We start from the raw sequence: 14,722 nt of genomic DNA, 5'->3' as shown, positions 1-14,722 counted from the left end.
CATGGCTAGAACTACGCCATTGGAGCGCTACCGTAACATCGGCATCAGCGCTCACATCGACGCCGGCAAGACCACGACCACCGAGCGCATCCTGTATTACACGGGTGTGAATCACAAGATCGGTGAAGTGCATGATGGCGCCGCCACCATGGACTGGATGGAACAGGAGCAGGAGCGGGGTATTACCATTACCTCCGCCGCAACAACCTGCTTCTGGTCCGGTATGGCTCACCAGTTCCCCGAGCATCGCATCAACATCATCGACACCCCGGGTCACGTGGACTTCACCATTGAAGTCGAGCGTTCCATGCGTGTTCTTGATGGCGCCTGCATGGTCTACTGTGCGGTCGGTGGCGTGCAGCCGCAGTCCGAAACCGTGTGGCGTCAGGCCAACAAGTACAAAGTGCCCCGTCTGGCTTTCGTGAACAAGATGGACCGTACCGGTGCCAACTTCTTCCGTGCCGTCGAGCAGATGAAGATTCGTCTGGGCGCCAATCCGGTTCCCATGGTTGTGCCGATCGGCGCCGAAGAAAATTTCGAAGGCGTTGTGGATCTCGTGACCATGAAGGCCATCTATTGGGATGAAGCCTCTCAGGGCATGAAGTTTGACCTGCGTGATATTCCTGCCGATCTGGTCGACGTGTGCAACAAGTGGCGCGCCAATCTGGTTGAAAGTGCAGCCGAAGCCAACGAAGAGCTGATGAACAAGTACCTGGAAGAGGGCGACCTTTCCGAGGACGAAATTCATTCGGCGATTCGCCAGCGTACACTGGCCAGTGAAATCCAGCCGGTGATGTGCGGTTCTGCGTTCAAGAACAAGGGCGTTCAGGCCATGCTGGATGCGGTCATCCGCTACCTGCCGGCTCCGAATGACGTTGCTGCCATCAAGGGTACACTGGACGACAAGGCTGAAACTCCGGCAGAACGTCATGCGTCTGATGACGAGCCGTTCGCCGCTCTGGCGTTCAAGATCATGAACGACAAGTTTGTGGGCTCGCTGACCTTCATTCGCGTTTACTCCGGCGTGATCAAGTCGGGTGACGCTGTCTGGAACCCGATCAAGCAGCGCAAGGAGCGTGTGGGTCGTATCCTGCAAATGCACGCAAACCAGCGTGAAGAACTGACCGAAGTCCGCGCCGGCGATATCGCTGCGTTCGTGGGTCTGAAGGATGTGATCACCGGCGAAACCCTGTGTGATGAAAACAATATCATCACCCTGGAGCGCATGGAATTCCCCGAGCCTGTGATCTCTCTGGCCGTTGAGCCGAAGACCAAGGCTGACCAGGAAAAGATGTCGACCGCTCTCGGTCGTCTGGCGAAGGAAGATCCGTCGTTCCGCGTCAAGACCGACGAAGAGTCCGGCCAGACCATTATTTCCGGTATGGGTGAACTGCACCTGGAAATTCTGGTTGATCGCATGAAGCGCGAATTTGGCGTTGAAGCCAACATCGGCAAGCCGCAGGTTGCTTATCGTGAAACTATCCGCAAGACGGTGGAGTCCGAAGGCAAGTTTGTGCGTCAAACCGGTGGTCGCGGTAAGTATGGTCACGTCTATGTGCGTCTGGAGCCGATGGGTGAAGACCGCGAGAAGGACTACGAGTACGCGGTCGAAGTCGTTGGCGGTACGGTTCCGAAGGAGTTCTTCGGTGCGGTCGATAAGGGCATTCAGGAGCGTATGACCACGGGCGTTCTCGCTGGTTATCCGATTGTGGGTATTAAGGCCATTCTGTTCGATGGTTCTTACCACGACGTCGACTCCGATGAACTGTCCTTCAAGATGGCGGGCTCCATTGCCTTCCGTCAGGGCTTCATGAAGGCCGATCCCGTGTTGCTTGAGCCGATCATGAAGGTCGAGGTGGAAACGCCGGAAGACTACATGGGCGACATCATGGGTGACCTTAACCGTCGCCGCGGCATGGTGCAGGGTATGGACGATCTGGTTGGCGGCGGCAAGGCCATCAAGGCTGAAGTGCCGTTGTCCGAAATGTTCGGCTACGCCACCGACATGCGCTCCATGTCGCAAGGTCGCGCCACGTTCACCATGGAGTTCTCGCGCTACGCCGAAACTCCGCGCAACGTTGCGGACGCCATCATTGCCAAGTTTGCCGGCAAGGGTAAGGCTGAAGACGAATAATCACTGGGTGGAGGGGGTAGCTCCCCTCCATGACTTTTATTGAGAGGATGTAATCATGGCAAAGGCCAAGTTTGAACGCGATAAGCCGCACGTAAACGTCGGCACCATTGGTCACGTTGACCACGGCAAGACCACCCTGACGGCTGCCATCACCACCATTTGCGCGAAAGTGTATGGCGGTGAAGCCAAGGCGTACGACCAGATCGACGCTGCTCCCGAAGAACGCGCCCGCGGTATTACCATTAACACCGCGCACGTGGAATACCTGTCGCCGATCCGTCACTACGCTCACGTTGACTGCCCGGGTCACGCTGACTATGTGAAGAACATGATCACCGGTGCTGCCCAGATGGACGGTGCGATCCTGGTTTGCTCCGCTGCTGACGGCCCCATGCCGCAGACCCGCGAACACATCCTCCTGTCTCGTCAGGTTGGTGTGCCGTACATCGTCGTGTTCCTGAACAAGTGCGACATGGTCGATGACGAAGAGTTGCTGGAACTGGTGGAAATGGAAGTTCGCGACCTGCTGAACAAGTACAACTTCCCTGGTGACGACACCCCGATCATTCGTGGTTCCGCCCTGGAAGCCCTGAATGGTTCCGATGGCAAGTTTGGCGTTCCCGCCATCCTGAAGCTGGTCGAGACTCTGGATTCCTACATTCCTGAGCCGACCCGCGCCATTGACCAGCCGTTCCTGCTGCCGATCGAAGACGTGTTCTCGATTTCCGGCCGCGGCACCGTGGTGACCGGTCGCGTCGAGCGCGGCATCATCAAGGTTGGTGAAGAAGTGGAAATCGTCGGTATCAAGGATACCGTCAAGTCCACCTGTACCGGTGTTGAAATGTTCCGCAAGCTGCTGGACGAAGGCCGCGCCGGTGAAAACGTCGGTGTGCTGCTGCGCGGCATCAAGCGTGAAGACATTCAGCGCGGTCAGGTTCTGGCCAAGCCGAACAGCATCAAGCCGCACACCAACTTCGTTTCCGAAGTGTATGTGCTGAGCAAGGAAGAAGGCGGTCGTCATACTCCGTTCTTCAAGGGCTATCGTCCCCAGTTCTACTTCCGTACCACGGACGTGACTGGTTCCATCGAGCTGCCGGAAGGCGTGGAGATGGTGATGCCGGGCGACAACATCCAGATGACGGTGGAACTGATCCACCCGATCGCGATGGATGAAGGCCTGCGCTTCGCTATCCGTGAAGGCGGTCGCACCGTCGGCGCGGGTGTCGTGGCCAAGATCATCAAGTAATTCACTTGGTGGTTGGAAAAGGGGGAGGGCGTTGTCCCTCCTCTTTTTTTGCACCGGTAAATTGCAGAAAAAATGTCCCGCTGTATTGCATTTGATCTGGATACAGGGAATAATGCGCCTCCCGCGATATGCGGGGTGTGACTTACAGTCGGGGCATTGATCTCGACACTGGTTTTTAGATGCTTTTCGCTTCCTTGATGGGACAGTGAAAGGGCAATTTTTATTTTTTGGTTTGGAGTTGCTGGAATGGCTAACCAGAGAATCCGTATCCGCCTGAAGGCCTTTGATCATCGCCTGATTGATCAGTCGGCCCAGGAGATCGTTGAGACCGCGAAGCGCACAGGCGCACAGGTCTGCGGTCCGATTCCGCTGCCCACCCGCATCGAACGCTTTAATGTGCTGACATCGCCGCACGTCAACAAGGACGCCCGCGACCAGTACGAAATCCGCACCCATAAGAGACTGGTTGACATCGTGCAGCCCACTGACAAGACGGTGGACGCGTTGATGAAGCTGGATCTGGCTGCAGGCGTAGATGTGCAGATCAGCTTGGGATAATCGTTATTCGTGTTGCGTTGCTGAAAGGCGGCGCTGAGAAGAGGTTAGAGGAAATGGCTATTGGTTTGGTCGGACGTAAGTGCGGCATGACCCGGATCTTCACGGAGGCAGGTGTATCTGTTCCTGTGACGGTTATCGAGGTCGATCCGAACCGCATCACCCAGGTTAAGACCCTTGAGTCTGATGGTTATCAGGCTGTTCAGGTTACAACGGGTGAGCGTCGTGCATCTCGTGTTACCAAGGCTATGGCAGGGCATTTCGGCAAAGCTGAAGTTGCTGCTGGTCGTGGCGTGTGGGAATTCCGTGTTGGTGCCGATGAGTTGGCATCCTATCAGGTGGGCGGTCAGATCGGTGTCGATCTCTTTGCTGCCGGCCAGAAGGTTGATGTTATTGGTACCAGCAAAGGTAAGGGCTTCCAGGGTGGCGTCAAGCGCTGGAACTTCCGTACCCAGGATGCGACGCACGGTAACTCCGTATCGCATCGCGTTCATGGTTCTACTGGTCAGAATCAGAGTCCGGGCCGAGTCTTCAAGGGTAAGAAGATGGCGGGTCATATGGGCGATGTCCGTGTAACCGTGCAGGGTCTGGAAGTGGTCTCCGTTGATGCCGAAAAGTCTGTGCTGGTGGTTATGGGTGCAGTGCCTGGGGCAATTGGCTACGACGTGATCGTGCGTCCGTCGGTTAAGGCCTAAGGGGGAATTGAACGTGAATCTGAAGACCGTTTCCGGTGCAGCTGTTGAGCTGTCCGAAGTTGCCTTCGGCAAGGACTTTAACGAAGCGCTCGTTCATCAGGTGGTTACGGCCTACCTGGCTGGCGCTCGTCAGGGCACTCGTGCTCAGAAAAACCGTGCTGAAGTGAGTGGTGGTGGCAAGAAGCCCTGGCGTCAAAAGGGTACTGGCCGCGCCCGTGCTGGTTCTATCCGTAGCCCGATCTGGCGTGGCGGCGGCAAGGCTCATGCTGCTGTTCCCCAGAACTGGGAGCAAAAAGTCAATCGTAAGATGTATCGTGGCGCCATGCAGTGCATTCTGGCTGAGTTGGTTCGCCAGGAGCGCTTGGTGTTGATTGAAGACATTACGGTTTCCAGTCCGAAGACCAAAGAGTTGGTGGAAAAGCTGAAGGGTCTGGGTATTGATAATGCCCTGATCGTGACGGATGCGGTTGATGAAAACCTGTATCTGGCTGCTCGCAATCTGCCGAATGTTGCTGTCATTGATACCGCAGCGATTGACCCCGTCAGCCTTATCGGCTACGACCGGGTGCTGATGTCGGTGCCTGCTGCGAAGAAACTTGAGGTGGAATTGGGATGAACAACGAACGTTTATACCAAGTTTTGCTTGGCCCGCACATCTCTGAGAAGGCAAACATTGCTGCCGAAACCCGCAATCAGCAGGTTTTTCGTGTAAGTCTGGATGCCAACAAGCTTGAGATCAAGAAGGCTGTTGAGAAGCTGTTCGGCGTAGAAGTCGAAGCGGTCAATACCGTGGTCATCAAGGGTAAGAGCAAACGCTTCGGTCGTACGCCTGGTCGTCGCTCGGATATCAAGAAGGCCTATGTCACCCTGAAGGCTGGTGCTGAAATCCAGCTGGCTGACGCGGCTGAGTAAGGGTAGGAGTGCATTATGCCAATCGTAAAATGTAAGCCGACCTCGCCGGGTCGTCGTTTTGTAGAAAAGGTTGTCAATCCTGATCTGCACAAGGGCCGTCCTTTTGCTGCACTTGTTGAAAGCAAGAAGCGCACGGGCGGTCGTAATAATAATGGTCACATCACCACGCGTCATGTTGGTGGTGGCCACAAGCAACTGTATCGTCTGGTGGATTTCAAGCGTAACAAGGACGGCGTGCCTGCTGTTGTTGAGCGTCTTGAGTATGATCCTAACCGCACCGCATACATTGCGCTGCTGAAGTATGCTGATGGTGAGCGTCGTTACATTATTGCTCCCAAGGGCTTGAAGGCTGGTGATCCAGTACAGTCTGGTGATGATGCGCCGATCAAGGTGGGTAATACCCTGCCGCTGCGCAACATGCCGATTGGTGCCACGATTCACTGCGTGGAATTGAAGATTGGCAAGGGGGCTCAAGTGGCTCGCTCGGCCGGTACTTCGGTGCAGTTGTTGGGTCGTGATGGTGCTTACGCCATTGTTCGTCTCCGTTCGGGTGAAATGCGCAAGATCCACGTGGATTGCCGCGCGACGCTGGGCGAAGTTTGCAACTCTGAGCATAACCTGCGCGTTCTCGGTAAAGCTGGTGCCAGTCGCTGGCGCGGCATCCGTCCGACGGTTCGCGGTATGGCTATGAACCCGGTCGATCACCCGATGGGTGGCGGCGAGGGTCGTAACAAGGGCTGTCATCCGGTGTCGCCGTGGGGTCAGAAGTCCAAGGGCTTCAAGACTCGCAGCAACAAGCGTACGACTAATATGATCGTTCGCGATCGTCGCAAGTAATGGGATGAAGGAGAGTAACTGTGCCTCGTTCACTTAAAAAAGGCCCGTTTGTAGATACGCATCTTTTTGCGAAGGTGGAAGCCGCTTTGGCTGCCAACTCCAAGAAGCCCATCAAGACCTGGTCGCGTCGTTCGATGATTTTGCCGGATATGGTTGGTCTGACCATCGCCGTGCACAATGGACGCCAGCATGTTCCGGTTTTTGTGACCGAGCATATGGTGGGACATAAACTCGGTGAGTTCGCACCCACCCGCACCTATCGCGGTCATGGTGTTGACAAGAAAGCCAAACGCTAAGGGGTGAGTAATGGAAGTTGTGGCTAAACTTCGCGGCGCGCCAATCTCCGCCCAGAAAGCTCGCTTAGTGGCGGATCTGGTGCGTGGCAAGCCGGTTGATCAAGCGCTGAACATCCTGGCGTTCAGCAACAAGAAGGCGGCAGCCATTGTGAAGAAGGTGCTCGAGTCGGCGATTGCCAATGCCGAGCACAACAATGGCGCTGATGTGGATGAACTGAAAGTCTCCACGATTTTTGTCGATGAAGGGATCAGCTTGAAGCGGATCATGCCCCGTGCAAAAGGGCGTGCTGACCGTATCACCAAGCGGACCTGCCACATCACCGTCAAAGTCGCGGAATAAGGGGATCTATCATGGGTCAGAAAGTTCATCCGATTGGTATCCGTCTCGGCGTTGTCAAAAAGCACAATGCCAACTGGTATGCCAGCCCGAAAAATTATGCTGATTTTCTGCTGACGGATCTTCAGGTTCGTGAGTTTCTGTACAAGAAACTGAAGAGCGCAGCGGTGAGTCGTATCCTGATTGAGCGTCCGTCTGATACGGCGCGCATCACGATCAGCACAGCACGTCCCGGTATCATCATCGGTAAGAAAGGTGAAGATGTCGAGCGTCTGGGTCGTGAAGTCGCCAAGTTGATGAAGACACCTGTCCAGATCAATATTGACGAAATTCGCAAGCCTGATCTGGATGCGCGTCTGGTTGCCGAGAGCATTGCCTCCCAGCTGGAAAAGCGTGTGATGTTCCGTCGTGCCATGAAGCGTGCGGTGCAAAACACCATGCGCGCTGGCGCCAAGGGCATTAAGGTGGAAGTGTCCGGTCGTCTGGGTGGTGCGGAAATCGCCCGCTCCGAGTGGTATCGCGAAGGTCGTGTGCCTCTGCATACCCTGCGCGCCGATATTGACTACTCCATTATGCGTGCCGAAACCACCTACGGGTGTATCGGCGTCAAAGTCTGGATCTTCAAGGGTGAAATCCTGGGTGGTATGGACCAAGTCCAACAACCTGCACCGGTTGAAGAGGCCAAGCCAGCCAAGCGTCGCGGTGGACGCGATGACCGCGGTGAGCGCGGCGATCGCGGCGGACGTCGTGACTCGGAAGCAAAGGGGCAATAAGAGATGTTACAGCCTAAGCGCACCAAGTTCCGTAAGGTTCATAAGGGTCGTAATACCGGTCTCGCTCATCGTGGCAGCACCGTTGCCTTTGGCAGCGTGGCGTTGAAGTCCATTGAGCGTGGCCGTATCACAGCCCGTCAAATTGAAGCTGCCCGTCGTACGATTTCGCGTCGTGTAAAACGTGGTGGCAAGATCTGGATCCGTGTGTTCCCGGATAAGCCGATTACCGAAAAGCCTCTCGAAGTTCGTATGGGTAACGGTAAGGGTAATGTCGAGTATTGGGTCGCCGAGATTCAGCCTGGCAAGATCCTCTATGAGATCGAAGGGGTCTCCGAAGAGCTTGCACGTGAAGCCTTCACGCTGGCAGCTGCGAAGCTGCCGGTTAAGACAACCATCGTGTCCCGGACGGTAATGTAATGAACGCCACAGAATTGCGTCAGAAGACTGCGGATGAGCTCCGCACCGAGTTGGACAGCCTCCAGCTCCAGCAATTTAAACTGCGCATGGCGAAAGCCACTGGTCAACTCGCCAAGTCGCACCAGGTTGGGCAGGTACGTAAAGACATTGCCCGGATTAAAACCGTCTTGACTGAAAAACAGGGTGGCTGAAATGACCGAGCAAAATACAACCCAGCGTACGCTGACCGGTAAGGTCATCAGCAACAAGATGGACAAGTCCATTACTGTTCTGATTGAGCGCCGCGTGCAGCACCCGGTTTACGGCAAATTTATTCGCCGCTCCACCAAACTCCATGCCCATGATGAAAATAATGTGTGCAAGGAAGGTGATGTGGTGACGATTGCCGAGTGCAGGCCGCTTTCCAAGACTAAGGCTTGGACCTTGGTTGAAGTGATCGAATCCGCGCAATAAGCTGATTTCTACTTGTTTCCCTGCGCAAGATTGGGTAGCATGGCTGCCCTTTCGCGCAGGGTTTATTCCTGGTTTGGAGTTGAAAAATGATTCAGACCGAAACGATGCTCGATGTGGCTGACAACAGCGGCGCGAGACGTGTTCAGTGCATCAAGGTGCTGGGCGGTTCGCATCGCCGTTACGCCTCGGTGGGCGATATCATCAAGGTCACGGTAAAGGAAGCAATTCCGCGTGGCAAGGTCAAAAAAGGCGATGTGATGAATGCCGTGGTGGTTCGTACCAAGTTTGGTATTCGCCGTCCCGATGGTTCATTGATCCGTTTTGATGACAATGCCGCTGTTTTGCTGAATAACCAGCGCGCGCCCATTGCTACTCGTATCTTCGGGCCGGTGACGCGTGAACTGCGTACTGAGCAGTTCATGAAGATCATCTCGCTGGCGCCTGAAGTGCTGTAAGGGTGAGTTAAATGGCAAAGATCAAGACTAATGACGAAATTATCGTCATTGCTGGTAAGGACAAAGGTAAGCGCGGCAAAGTGCTCGCGGTTGCTGATGGTCGTGTAACGGTTGCTGGTATCAATCTGGTCAAAAAGCATGTGAAGCCGAACCCGGCTCGCGGCACCCAGGGCGGTATCGAAGAGCGTGAAGCTGCAATGGATATCTCCAACGTGGCGATTTTCAACGCGGCAACACAAAAGGCTGATCGCGTAGGCTACAAGATTGAAGGCGAGACCAAGGTCCGTGTCTTCAAATCGAGTGGCGACACGATTGCAGACGCTAAGTAACAGGTTGGTTGGAAATGGCCAGACTAAGACAAGTGTACAATGACGAGCTCGTTGCCAAGCTGAAGGCAGAGCTCGCTCTCGAAAACGTGATGCAAGTTCCGCGCATCACCAAGATTACTCTGAATATGGGAGTGGGCGGCGCCGCGCAAGACAAGAAGATGCTTGATGGCGCCGTGGCCGATATGCAGCTGATTTCTGGCCAGAAACCCGTTGTTACTCTCGCTCGCAAGTCCATCGCAGGCTTCAAGATTCGTGAAGGCTGGCCGATTGGCTGTAAGGTTACGCTGCGCGGTGAGCGCATGTATGAATTCCTGGAGCGGTTGATTTACATCACCATCCCCCGTATTCGTGACTTCCGCGGTTTCAGCGCCAAGGCGTTTGATGGTCGTGGCAATTACAGCATGGGACTCAAGGAACAAATCGTTTTCCCTGAAATCGACTTCGACAAGATCGACAAGATTCGCGGGATGGATATCACGATTACGACGACGGCTGCCAATGATGACCAAGGTCGTGCATTGCTGCGTGCTTTTGGCTTCCCCTTCAAGTGAGTATTTGTCATGGCTAAGAAGAGCATGATTAATCGCGAAGCAAAGCGCGAAAAAACCGTTGCTAAGTACGCAGTTTTGCGTGCCCAGTTAAAGGCAACCATCAGCAGTGTGACGGCGAGCGATGAAGATCGTTGGGCCGCGATGTTGAAGCTGCAGTCGTTGCCTCGTGATGCGTCTCCTGTTCGTCTGCGCAATCGTTGTGGTCTGACAGGTCGTCCCCACGGCTTCTTCCGCAAGTTCGGCCTGGGTCGTAACAAGCTGCGTGAAGCTGTCATGCAGGGCGATGTCCCTGGTGTCGTCAAGGCTAGCTGGTAAGAGGACTGTCTAATGAGCATGCAAGATACCGTTGCGGATATGCTTACCCGCATTCGCAATGCACAACAGGCCCGCAAGCAAAGCGTGGCGATGCCGACGTCCAAGCTGAAGGTGGCTCTGGCGAAGGTCTTGATGGATGAAGGTTATATTTCGACGACTGAGGTCGATGGCCTTACTCTGACCTTGGGCCTCAAATACTTTGAAGGCAAGCCTGTCATTGAGCAGATCAAGCGCGTTAGTCGTCCTGGTCTGCGTGTTTACAAGGGGTCTGATGAGCTGGCCCCTGTGAAAAATGGTCTGGGCGTTCTGATTGTTTCCACCAATAAAGGCATTATGACTGATCGCGCTGCCCGTGCTGCGGGCGTGGGCGGTGAAGTGATTGCCCTTGTATCGTGATAGGTGAAGCATAATGTCTCGCGTGGCTAAATCCCCGGTCGCTCTCCCTAAAGGGGTTGAAGTGACGATTAACGGCCAGGAGTTGCAGGTTAAGGGTGGAAAGGGTGCTCTTTCCCTCTCCCTGAACTCGCTGGTTGAGGCCAAGGTTGAAAACGAGCAGCTGGTGTTCGCTCCCCGTGAGTTGAGCCAGGCTGGATGGATGCAAACCGGCACCGCTCGTGCCTTGGCCAATAACATGGTCAAAGGCGTTAGCGCTGGCTTTGAGCGTAAGCTCCAGTTGATTGGCGTGGGCTACAAGGCAGCCGCCAAAGGCAAGGTTCTGAACCTTGCGCTGGGTTTTTCGCATCCGATTGACTTTGACTTGCCGGAAGGTGTGACGGCTGAAACGCCCACTCCGACTGAAATCATTCTCAAGTCGATCAACAAGCATCTGCTCGGCCAAGTGGCCGCCAATGTTCGTGCTTTCCGTCCGCCTGAGCCCTACAAGGGCAAGGGAATTCGGTATTCGGATGAAAATGTCATCCGTAAGGAAGCCAAGAAGAAATAACGCGTGAGGTCGCCATGAACGAAAAGAAAGAAGCTCGCTTGCGGCGCGCCAAGGCCACTCGGCTCAAGATCCGTGAGTTGGGTGCTGTCCGTCTGTGTGTCAACCGCACGCCGCGCCATATCTATGCGCAAGTCATCTCCGCCTGTGGCGGTGTTGTTCTTGCTCAGGCTTCCACCCTCGACACCGGGCTGCGCCAAGCGCAAACCGGCAACGTGGATGCAGCCAAAAAAGTCGGAGCCTTGATTGCTGAACGCGCCAAGGCAGCAGGAATCAGTCGTGTTGCATTCGACCGTTCCGGGTTCAAATATCATGGCCGTATTCAGGCCTTGGCGGATGCCGCTCGTGAAGGCGGTCTGGAATTCTAAGGTGCATCATGGCTAAAGTTGAACAAAACGAAGGCTTTGTCGAAAAGCTGGTTGCCGTAAACCGCGTGGCCAAAGTTGTGAAGGGTGGTCGCATTTTCTCCTTCACCGCTCTGACCGTGGTCGGTGATGGTAAGGGGCGTGTCGGTTTTGGTCGCGGCAAGGCGCGTGAAGTGCCGGCTGCGATCCAGAAGGCGCTTGAGGCGGCCCGTCGTAACATGATTTCTGTTGATCTGAACGGAACCACGTTGCAGCACGCTATCAATGCCCAGCATGGCGCTTCCCGCATTTATATGCAGCCTGCGTCGGAAGGTACCGGTGTTATTGCGGGCGGTGCAATGCGCGCTGTTCTCGAAGTTGCCGGTGTTCATAACGTATTGGCCAAGTGCTATGGCTCCACCAATGCCAATAATGTTGTTTACGCAACATTCAAAGGCTTGGCTTCCATGACTTCGCCTGAACAGGTTGCCGCCAAGCGTGGCAAGTCTGTTGAAGAAATTTTGGGGTAATGTCATGTCCCAGGCAACCATTAAGGTCACTCAGATCAAGTCCAGTGCGCACAAGCTCAAGAATCACAAGCTGTGCCTGAAGGGCTTGGGTCTGCGCCGTATCGGCCACACTGTTGAAGTTCTGGATACTCCGGATAACCGTGGAATGATCAACAAGGTGTATTACCTTGTGAAAGTTGAGGCGTAATTATGCAACTGAATGATCTGAGCCCTGCTGAAGGCTCCAAGAAGGTAGCTCGTCGCCACGGTCGCGGTATCGGTTCCGGCCTTGGCAAGACCGGCGGCTCCGGCGTCAAGGGTCAAACCTCGCGTGGCAAGGGCAAAGTGCGCCCTGGCTTCGAAGGCGGCCAGATGCCCATTTATCGTCGTCTGCCGAAGTTCGGCTTCACGTCGCTGCGCGCATTGGATACGGCTGAAGTTCGTTTGTCTGAACTGGTGTTTGTCGAGGGTGCTGAAGTCACCTTGGATACGCTGAAGGCCGCCAATGTTGTCCGTAAAGACAAGCTGCGCGCTCGCATCATCCTCTCCGGCGCTATTGATCGTGCAATCACCGTCAAGGGTGTTGCCGTGACCAAGGGTGCTCGTGCGGCGATTGAAGCAGCTGGTGGTAAGGTCGAGGAATAAATCGATGGCGAATGCGCGTAGTGAGGCTGCCAAAGCGGCAATGCAGTCACCCGCCTTGCGGCAAGGTATGAATGAACTTTGGCGTCGGATAAGCTTCTTGTTTATCGCGCTCATTGTCTTCCGCCTTGGCGCGCATGTGCCTGTTCCCGGCATCAACCCCGAAAAGCTGGCACAGCTGTTTGAGCAGAATAAGGATACTATCCTTAGCCTGTTCAATATGTTTTCCGGTGGTGCCCTTGAGCGGATGTCCATTCTCGCCTTGGGTATCATGCCGTATATCTCTGCATCAATTATCATGCAGTTGATGACAACGGTGAGTCCCCAACTTGAAGCCATCAAGAAAGAAGGGGAGTCTGGTCGGCGAAAGATCAACCAGTATACGCGTTATGGAACCGTGATTCTGGGTCTTGTCCAGGCTGTTGGCATGTGTGCCGGCCTTCAGGGTCAGGGAATCACGCTCAGCGTCGGGTTGTCTTTCTATATTCCGGCGGTTGTCAGTCTGGTTGCCGGTACAGTGTTTCTGATGTGGCTCGGCGAGCAGATCACGGAGCGCGGCGTCGGTAACGGGATTTCGATGCTGATTTTTGCGGGCATCGTTGCAGGTATACCTTCCGCGATCGGTCGCTCTCTGGAGTCCGCCCGTCAAGGTGAGATGAGCATTATCGGCTTGCTGATCTTGTTCTTCTTGGCGATGGCCGTGGTTGGTGCCGTTGTTTTCATGGAAAGAGGGCAGCGCCGCATTACGGTGAATTATGCGCAAAAGCAACAGGGGCGTCGCCTGTATGCTGCCCAGCAAAGTCATCTGCCTTTGAAAATCAATATGGCGGGTGTGATACCGGCAATTTTTGCCAGTTCTTTGCTGCTTTTCCCGGCCAGTTTGGGTCAGTGGTTTGCCCAATCGCCTAATCCGAATGTTGCTCAACGTTTGCTTCAGGATATGGCTTTGACTCTTTCCCCGGGTCAGCCTCTCTATTTGCTGCTTTTTGCGTTGTTGATTATTTTCTTCTGCTACTTTTATACGGCGTTAATGTTTAACCCGAAGGAAGTGGCAGACAATTTGAAGCGGTCTGGTGCTTATATTCCGGGGATTCGTCCGGGTGAGCAGACCGCTAAGTATATTGACAGTGTTCTTACTCGCTTGACGCTGGTTGGCGCAATCTATATCTCGATTGTATGTTTGCTGCCGATGTTGCTTCAGGTTGCGTTTCATGTGCCCTTCTATCTGGGCGGCACATCACTGTTGATTGTGGTGGTTGTAGTCATGGACTTTATGGCCCAGGTTCAAGCCCACCTCATGTCACACCAGTACGAATCCTTAATGAAGAAAGCCAATCTTAAGGGTGTTGGTACTGGCTCCGGCCTCATTCGTTGAACTGTAAACAGACAGGTGTATTTCCATGAAAGTTCGTGCCTCTGTGAAAAAGATTTGCGGAAGCTGCAAGGTTGTTCGCCGTAATGGCACAATTCGCGTCATTTGCAGTGCAGAGCCGCGCCATAAACAGCGTCAGGGCTAACCTGCCTGTTGATTTTTTCAGGTTCGGGCGATAAAATCGCCCACTTTTCGCGGCATGCCTCCAGGCATGCCGTATTGTGTGGAGAAAGGTGAATGGCCCGTATAGCCGGCGTTAACATTCCGGATAACAAACACGCGGTGATCTCGCTGACCTACATTTTCGGTATTGGTCGTACTACTTCCGCCAAAATCTTGGCGGCGGTTGGTATTCAGACCACAACGAAGATCAAGGATCTGTCAGACAGCCAACTGGATGCTATCCGTGCAGAAGTGGCAAAGATTCCTACTGAAGGGGATCTGCGCCGCCAAGTTTCAATGAACATCAAGCGGTTGATGGATCTCGGTTGCTACCGTGGTATTCGTCACCGTCGTGGATTGCCTGTCCGTGGACAGCGTACGAAGACCAATGCGCGTACGCGTAAGGGTCCTCGCAAGGCAATCAAGAAGTAAACATTTCCTCGGAAGC

25 protein-coding genes and 1 pseudogene are annotated in these 14,722 nt (G+C 54.5%); all 26 read left to right on the top strand.

What is annotated here, in order from left to right; genetic code table 11:
* Window position 1: 1 nt before the first annotated feature.
* Window positions 2-2,134, top strand: coding sequence for an elongation factor G (gene fusA / locus EV700_RS01485; protein WP_130410594.1), 2,133 nt, complete (start codon window positions 2-4; stop codon window positions 2,132-2,134).
* Window positions 2,135-2,189: 55 nt separating this feature from the next.
* A complete protein-coding gene (gene tuf, locus EV700_RS01480; protein WP_130410593.1) occupies window positions 2,190-3,380 on the top strand; it encodes an elongation factor Tu in 1,191 nt (396 codons plus the stop codon).
* A gap of 246 nt (window positions 3,381-3,626) precedes the next feature.
* Complete coding sequence (gene rpsJ, locus EV700_RS01475) at window positions 3,627-3,938, top strand: 30S ribosomal protein S10 (RefSeq protein WP_130410592.1); 312 nt, start codon at window positions 3,627-3,629, stop codon at window positions 3,936-3,938.
* Between the two features lie 53 nt (window positions 3,939-3,991).
* Window positions 3,992-4,630: a 50S ribosomal protein L3 gene (gene rplC / locus EV700_RS01470; RefSeq protein WP_130410591.1), complete on the top strand. Its 639-nt coding sequence runs from the start codon at window positions 3,992-3,994 to the stop codon at window positions 4,628-4,630.
* A gap of 13 nt (window positions 4,631-4,643) precedes the next feature.
* Complete coding sequence (rplD, locus tag EV700_RS01465) at window positions 4,644-5,246, top strand: 50S ribosomal protein L4 (RefSeq protein ID WP_130410590.1); 603 nt, start codon at window positions 4,644-4,646, stop codon at window positions 5,244-5,246.
* Window positions 5,243-5,542 (top strand): 50S ribosomal protein L23, encoded by a 300-nt coding sequence (gene rplW, locus EV700_RS01460; RefSeq protein ID WP_207224540.1) that lies wholly within the window; start codon window positions 5,243-5,245, stop codon window positions 5,540-5,542. The genes rplD and rplW overlap by 4 nt, the downstream gene beginning before the upstream one ends.
* Before the next feature lie 15 nt (window positions 5,543-5,557).
* Window positions 5,558-6,379, top strand: coding sequence for a 50S ribosomal protein L2 (gene rplB / locus EV700_RS01455; protein ID WP_130410588.1), 822 nt, complete (start codon window positions 5,558-5,560; stop codon window positions 6,377-6,379).
* 20 nt (window positions 6,380-6,399) lie between these two features.
* On the top strand, window positions 6,400-6,675 hold the full coding sequence (gene rpsS / locus EV700_RS01450; protein ID WP_130410587.1) for a 30S ribosomal protein S19: 276 nt from the start codon (window positions 6,400-6,402) through the stop codon (window positions 6,673-6,675).
* Window positions 6,676-6,685: 10 nt separating this feature from the next.
* On the top strand, window positions 6,686-7,015 hold the full coding sequence (gene rplV, locus EV700_RS01445) for a 50S ribosomal protein L22 (protein WP_130410586.1): 330 nt from the start codon (window positions 6,686-6,688) through the stop codon (window positions 7,013-7,015).
* 11 nt (window positions 7,016-7,026) lie between these two features.
* Window positions 7,027-7,891, top strand: a pseudogene (gene rpsC / locus EV700_RS01440) (30S ribosomal protein S3).
* A complete protein-coding gene (gene rplP / locus EV700_RS01435) occupies window positions 7,789-8,202 on the top strand; it encodes a 50S ribosomal protein L16 (RefSeq protein ID WP_130410584.1) in 414 nt (137 codons plus the stop codon). Before rpsC ends, rplP begins: the two are co-directional and overlap by 103 nt.
* Window positions 8,202-8,393, top strand: a complete 192-nt coding sequence (gene rpmC / locus EV700_RS01430) for a 50S ribosomal protein L29 (RefSeq protein ID WP_130410583.1) — start codon at window positions 8,202-8,204, stop codon at window positions 8,391-8,393. The genes rplP and rpmC overlap by 1 nt, the downstream gene beginning before the upstream one ends.
* Before the next feature lies 1 nt (window position 8,394).
* On the top strand, window positions 8,395-8,655 hold the full coding sequence (gene rpsQ / locus EV700_RS01425; RefSeq protein WP_130410582.1) for a 30S ribosomal protein S17: 261 nt from the start codon (window positions 8,395-8,397) through the stop codon (window positions 8,653-8,655).
* Window positions 8,656-8,741: 86 nt separating this feature from the next.
* Window positions 8,742-9,110 (top strand): 50S ribosomal protein L14, encoded by a 369-nt coding sequence (gene rplN / locus EV700_RS01420; protein WP_130410581.1) that lies wholly within the window; start codon window positions 8,742-8,744, stop codon window positions 9,108-9,110.
* An 11-nt stretch (window positions 9,111-9,121) separates the two neighbouring features.
* A complete protein-coding gene (gene rplX, locus EV700_RS01415) occupies window positions 9,122-9,439 on the top strand; it encodes a 50S ribosomal protein L24 (protein WP_130410580.1) in 318 nt (105 codons plus the stop codon).
* A 14-nt stretch (window positions 9,440-9,453) separates the two neighbouring features.
* Entirely contained in the window at window positions 9,454-9,990 is a 537-nt protein-coding gene (gene rplE, locus EV700_RS01410) for a 50S ribosomal protein L5 (RefSeq protein WP_130410579.1), read from the top strand.
* Between the two features lie 9 nt (window positions 9,991-9,999).
* A complete protein-coding gene (gene rpsN, locus EV700_RS01405) occupies window positions 10,000-10,305 on the top strand; it encodes a 30S ribosomal protein S14 (RefSeq protein WP_130410578.1) in 306 nt (101 codons plus the stop codon).
* Between the two features lie 12 nt (window positions 10,306-10,317).
* Entirely contained in the window at window positions 10,318-10,701 is a 384-nt protein-coding gene (gene rpsH / locus EV700_RS01400; RefSeq protein WP_130410577.1) for a 30S ribosomal protein S8, read from the top strand.
* Between the two features lie 13 nt (window positions 10,702-10,714).
* Window positions 10,715-11,248, top strand: coding sequence for a 50S ribosomal protein L6 (gene rplF / locus EV700_RS01395; protein WP_130410576.1), 534 nt, complete (start codon window positions 10,715-10,717; stop codon window positions 11,246-11,248).
* 14 nt (window positions 11,249-11,262) lie between these two features.
* Window positions 11,263-11,613, top strand: a complete 351-nt coding sequence (gene rplR / locus EV700_RS01390; protein WP_130410575.1) for a 50S ribosomal protein L18 — start codon at window positions 11,263-11,265, stop codon at window positions 11,611-11,613.
* An 8-nt stretch (window positions 11,614-11,621) separates the two neighbouring features.
* Window positions 11,622-12,119, top strand: a complete 498-nt coding sequence (gene rpsE / locus EV700_RS01385) for a 30S ribosomal protein S5 (RefSeq protein WP_130410574.1) — start codon at window positions 11,622-11,624, stop codon at window positions 12,117-12,119.
* A 4-nt stretch (window positions 12,120-12,123) separates the two neighbouring features.
* The gene (gene rpmD, locus EV700_RS01380; protein ID WP_130410573.1) at window positions 12,124-12,306 is read left to right on the top strand and encodes a 50S ribosomal protein L30; all 183 of its coding nucleotides are present in this window, start codon (window positions 12,124-12,126) and stop codon (window positions 12,304-12,306) included.
* Between the two features lie 2 nt (window positions 12,307-12,308).
* Entirely contained in the window at window positions 12,309-12,743 is a 435-nt protein-coding gene (rplO, locus tag EV700_RS01375) for a 50S ribosomal protein L15 (protein WP_130410572.1), read from the top strand.
* A 40-nt stretch (window positions 12,744-12,783) separates the two neighbouring features.
* On the top strand, window positions 12,784-14,115 hold the full coding sequence (gene secY, locus EV700_RS01370; RefSeq protein WP_130411445.1) for a preprotein translocase subunit SecY: 1,332 nt from the start codon (window positions 12,784-12,786) through the stop codon (window positions 14,113-14,115).
* Window positions 14,116-14,140: 25 nt separating this feature from the next.
* Window positions 14,141-14,257, top strand: coding sequence for a 50S ribosomal protein L36 (gene rpmJ / locus EV700_RS01365; protein ID WP_107865087.1), 117 nt, complete (start codon window positions 14,141-14,143; stop codon window positions 14,255-14,257).
* Window positions 14,258-14,349: 92 nt separating this feature from the next.
* Window positions 14,350-14,706: a 30S ribosomal protein S13 gene (rpsM, locus tag EV700_RS01360; RefSeq protein WP_130410571.1), complete on the top strand. Its 357-nt coding sequence runs from the start codon at window positions 14,350-14,352 to the stop codon at window positions 14,704-14,706.
* Window positions 14,707-14,722: the final 16 nt, after the last annotated feature.

It is taken from the genome of Fluviicoccus keumensis (assembly GCF_004217445.1).
Lineage (GTDB): Bacteria > Pseudomonadota > Gammaproteobacteria > Pseudomonadales > Moraxellaceae > Fluviicoccus > Fluviicoccus keumensis.
This window is presented reverse-complemented; position numbering and strand designations above follow the sequence as displayed.